Raw genomic sequence first — 5,359 nt, forward strand, 5'->3', positions numbered from 1 at the left:
CGCGCTGCCGGCCGCCGCCGCAAGGCCGCCCGCGCCGCCGTCGGACGCCCGGCTCGCCGCCGAGCCCGTACGCCACGATCTGACGCGTGAGCAGTTCTACTTCGTCCTGCCCGACCGCTTCGCCAACGGCGACCCGGCCAACGACCGCGGCGGGCTGACCGGTTCACGGCTGGAGACCGGTTACGACCCGACCGACAAGGGCTTCTACCAGGGCGGCGATCTCAAGGGCCTGACCGGCAAGCTCGACTACATCAAGGGACTCGGCACCACCGCGATCTGGCTCGCGCCGATCTTCAGGAACAAGCCGGTGCAGGGCGAGGGCAAGGACGCCTCGGCCGGCTACCACGGCTACTGGATCACCGACTTCACCCAGGTCGATCCGCACTTCGGCACCAACGCCGAACTGGCGACACTGATCGACAAGGCCCATGACAAGGGCATGAAGGTCTTCTTCGACGTCATCACCAATCACACCGCCGACACCGTCGACTACGCGGAGAAGGCCTACGGCTACCGGCCCAAGGGCGCCTATCCGTATCTCGACAAGGACGGCCGTCCCTTCGACGACCAGGCCGCTACCGGAGCGACCGGGACGTTCGTACGGGCCGACGCCGATTCCTTCCCGTACACACCGGTCGTACGCACAGGCGAGCAGAAGGTCCCGGGCTGGCTCAACGATCCGGCCATGTACCACAATCGCGGCGACTCCACCTTCGCGGGCGAGAGCAGCGAGTACGGCGACTTCTCCGGTCTGGACGATCTGTGGACCGAGCGTCCCGAGGTCGTCGCCGGCATGGAGAAGATCTACGAGAAGTGGGTCCGTGACTTCGACATCGACGGCTTCCGTGTCGACACCGTCAAACATGTCGACCTGGACTTCTGGACGCAGTGGGCGACGGCGCTCGACGCGTACGCGGCCAAGCGCGGCCGGGACGACTTCTTCATGTTCGGCGAGGTCTACTCGGCGGACACCGCGATCACCTCGCCCTATGTGACACAAGGGCGGCTCGACGCGACGCTCGACTTCCCGTTCCAGGACGCGGCACGCGCGTACGCCTCGCAGGGCGCGCCCGCCGACCGGCTCGCCCGGGTCTTCGCCGACGACTACCGGTACACCACCGACAAGGCCAACGCCTATGAGCAGGTGACCTTCCTCGGTAACCACGACATGGGCCGGATCGGCACCTTCCTGCGGCAGGACAATCCGCAGGCCGGTGAGAGCGAGCTGCTGGGACGGGCCAGGCTCGCCAATGAGCTGATGTTCCTGTCCCGGGGCAATCCGGTGGTCTACTACGGCGACGAGCAGGGCTTCACCGGCGCGGGCGGCGACAAGGACGCCCGGCAGACGCTCTTCGCCTCGAAGACCGCCGACTATCTGGACGACGACCAGCTCGGCACGGACCGTACGCACGCCTCCGACGCGTACGATCCCGCGCATCCGCTGTACCGCTCGATCGCCGCCCTCGCGAAGCTCACCAAGGAGCATCCGGCGCTGCGGGACGGTGTGCAGACGGAGCGGTACGCGAAGGACTCGGTGTACGCCTTCTCCCGCACGGACTCCGGTACCGGCTCCCGGGCCCGTACCGAATATCTCGTCGCCGTGAACAACGCCACCGGCGACCGTACCGTCGAGATCCCTGTCGGCTCGGCTGCGGGCACCACTTTCCGTACGCTGTACGGCGGTTCAGGTACGAGCACGAGCACGGGTACGGGGATACGTGCCGCAGCCGGCGGCAGCCTCACCGTGACCGTGCCCGCGCTGTCCTCGCTGGTGCTGAAGGCGGCCGAGCCCTTGGCCGCGCCCGCCGAGCGGCCCACGATCGCCCTGAAGGCCCCGGCGCCCGGCGCCACCGGCACCGTCGAGCTGTCCGCGCAGGTCACCGGCGGCGGGCTCAACCGTGTCGTCTTCGCCGCCCAGACCGGTAACGGCACATGGCGTACGCTCGGCACCGCCGACCACGCACCGTACAAGGTCACGCAGCACATCGGCGCGGACACCGCCGCTGGAACGCCCCTGCGCTACAAGGCAGTTGCCGTCGACAGCACGGGCCGCACCGCGAGCGCGACCGCCGTGTCGACCGCCGGGCAGGCGCCTCCGCCCGACAAGCCGTCGGCCGTCGAGCGCGACTACGCGATCGTCCACTACAAGCGGCCCGCGGGCGACTACGACGGCTGGCGGCTCACCTCCGGCGACGCGTCGGCCGCGTTCACCGGCCGGGACGCGTACGGCGCCTTCGCCTGGATCAAGGTGCCCGAGGGCGCATCGAGCGTTCCGTACACCGTCGAGAAGCCGGGCGGCCCGGCCGACGGCCCGCAGCGCACCGTCGAGCTCGCCCGTACCGGTGAGGTGTGGATCGCGCAGGGCGAGGACGGCCAGTCCGAGACACCGCCCGACGGCGCCCGGCCGCCGCAGGACAGGACGAAGGCGATCCTCCACTACCAGCGCGCGGACGGCGCGTACGACGGCTGGGGACTGCACACCTGGACCGGCGCCGCGACGCCCACCGACTGGTCGAAGCCGCTCCAGCCGGTGCGCGGCGACGCGTACGGCGTGACCTTCGAGGTCCCGCTCGCCGAGGGCGCCACCTCGCTCAGCTATATCCTCCACAAGGGCGACGAGAAGGACCTTCCGTCCGACCAGTCGCTCGATCTCGCGACCTACGGCCATGAGGTGTGGCTGCTGGCCGGGCAGCCCGCGTATCTCCTGCCGCAGATCGGATCCGGTCCGAGCCTGGACCTCACCAAGGCCGAGGCGCAGTGGATCGACGCGGACACCGTCGTCTGGGATGTGAAGGCGACCGCCGCCACCAGCCAGCAGCTCGTATACGCGCGTGACGGCGGGATCACGGTCGAGGACGGCGCGCTCTCCGACGAGGGACAGTGGCTCCGGCTGACTCCGTCGGCCCTGACCGACGCGCAGCGGGCCGCCTTCCCGCATCTCAAGGACCTGCCGGCCTTCACCGTGGACCGCCGCGACCGGGACAGGGTCCGCGAGTCGCTGTCCGGGCAGCTCATCGCCACCCAGCGGGCCGCGAACGGCGCGCTGCTCGCGGCGACCGGCGTACAGACGCAGGGCATTCTCGACGATCTGTACAGCGCCCGCGCGGTCGGAGCCGCCCTCGGTCCGGTGTTCCGGCACGGGCGGCCGACTCTCTCGCTCTGGGCGCCGACCGCCCAGCGTGTCGATCTCGAACTCGACGGCCGTACCGTCCCGATGAGGCGCGATCCGGCCTCCGGTGTCTGGTCGGCGACCGGTGAGAAGAGCTGGGCAGGCAAGCCGTACCGCTATGCCGTACGCGTCTGGGCGCCGAGCGTCCAGAAGGTCGTCACCAACAAGGTCACCGATCCCTACTCGACCGCGCTCACCACCGACTCGGCCCGCAGTCTGGTCGTGGATCTGGCCGATCCGGCGCTCGCGCCTCAGGGCTGGTCAACTCTCCGCAAGCCCGCGGCCGTTCCGCTGCGGGACGCGCAGATCCAGGAGCTGCACATCCGTGACTTCTCGGTCGCGGACCGTACGTCGAAGCACCCGGGCCGGTATCTGGCCTTCACGGACAGCGGCTCGGACGGGATGAGGCATCTGCGCGCGCTGGCCGCGTCCGGCACGTCGTACGTCCATCTCCTGCCGGCCTTCGACATCGGCACCATCCCGGAGCGTGCCTCCGAACAGACCACGCCCGCCTGTGACTTGAAGGTGTACGCGCCCGACTCGGCCGAACAGCAGGCCTGTGTCGCGGCGAGCGCCGCGAAGGACGCGTACAACTGGGGCTACGATCCGCTGCATTACACCGTGCCCGAGGGCTCGTACGCCTCCGATCCGGAAGGGACGGCGCGTACGGTCGAGTTCCGGCGGATGGTCCAGTCGCTCAACGGCGCCGGACTGCGCACGGTCATGGACGTCGTCTACAACCACACCGTGGCGGGCGGCCAGGACGGCAAGTCGGTCCTCGACAGGATCGTGCCCGGCTACTACCAGCGGCTGCTGGCGGACGGCACCGTCGCCACCTCCACCTGCTGTGCCAACACCGCGCCCGAGAACGCCATGATGGGCAAGCTCGTGGTCGACTCGGTCGTCACCTGGGCGAAGGAGTACAAGGTCGACGGCTTCCGCTTCGACCTGATGGGCCATCATCCGAAGGCCAATATCCTCGCCGTACGGAAGGCGCTGGACGCGCTGACCGTGGCGAAGGACGGTGTCGACGGCAAGCGGATCGTCCTCTACGGCGAGGGCTGGAACTTCGGCGAGATCGCCGACGACGCGCGCTTCGTCCAGGCCACGCAGAAGCACATGGCCGGGACCGGTGTCGCGACCTTCTCCGACCGGGCGCGGGACGCGGTGCGCGGCGGAGGTCCCTTCGACGAGGATCCGGGGATCCAGGGCTTCGCCTCCGGTCTCTACACCGATCCCAACTCCTCGGCTGCCAACGGCACTCCGGCCGAGCAGAAGGCCCGGCTGCTGCACTACCAGGATCTGATCAAGGTGGGACTGACCGGCAATCTCGCCGGATACTCCTTCACCGACACCTCGGGACGTACGGTCACGGGCGCGCAGGTCGACTACAACGGAGCGCCGGCCGGTTACGGGGAGGCCCCGGGCGACGCGCTCGCCTACGCGGACGCGCATGACAACGAGTCGCTGTACGACGCCCTGGCCTTCAAACTGCCCGCGGCGACTTCGGCGGCGGACCGCGCCCGTATGCAGGTGGTGGCCCTGGCGACCGCAGCGCTCTCGCAGGGCCCGTCCCTCTCCCAGGCCGGTACGGATCTGCTGCGCTCCAAGTCCCTGGACCGTAACTCGTACGACAGCGGGGACTGGTTCAACGCGATCCACTGGGACTGCCGGGACGGCAACGGCTTCGGGCGCGGGCTGCCGCCGGCGGCCGACAACGAGGCCAAGTGGCCTTATGCCAAGTCCTTGTTGGTGAATCCGGCGCTCACGCAGGGCTGTCCGGAGATCGACGGCACCTCGGCCGCGTACCGGGACCTGCTGCGCATCCGCACCACGGAGCCGGTCTTCAGCCTGGCGTCCACGGACGCGGTCCGCTCCGCGCTGTCGTTCCCGCTCTCCGGACCGGACGAGACACCGGGAACGATCACCATGCGCCTCGGCGATCTCGTGGTGGTCTTCAACGCGACACCGAGGGCGCGGAGCGAGCGGGTGGCGGCCCTGGCCGGACGGCCGTACGCCCTGCACCCGGTGCAGGCCGGAGGAGCGGACCGTACGGTCAGGGAAGCCGCGTACGAGGTGAGCTCGGGCACGTTCACGGTGCCGGCGCGGACGGTCGCGGTGTTCAGGGCGGGGGAGGCGGTTCGCTGAGGACTGGGCGGTCGGTCCGTCCCGCCGCGGGACGGACCGACC

1 protein-coding gene is annotated in these 5,359 nt (G+C 69.8%); it reads left to right on the top strand.

Translation table 11 applies throughout. The features are described 5' to 3' along the window. A partial coding sequence (gene pulA / locus GA0115259_RS24760) for a pullulanase-type alpha-1,6-glucosidase (protein ID WP_237540474.1) occupies nt 1-5,317 on the top strand: 5,317 nt, incomplete at its 5' end. Nucleotides 5,318-5,359 lie beyond the last annotated feature (42 nt).

The organism is Streptomyces sp. MnatMP-M17, from assembly GCF_900091995.1.
In the GTDB taxonomy this organism is placed as follows: Bacteria; Actinomycetota; Actinomycetes; order Streptomycetales; family Streptomycetaceae; genus Streptomyces.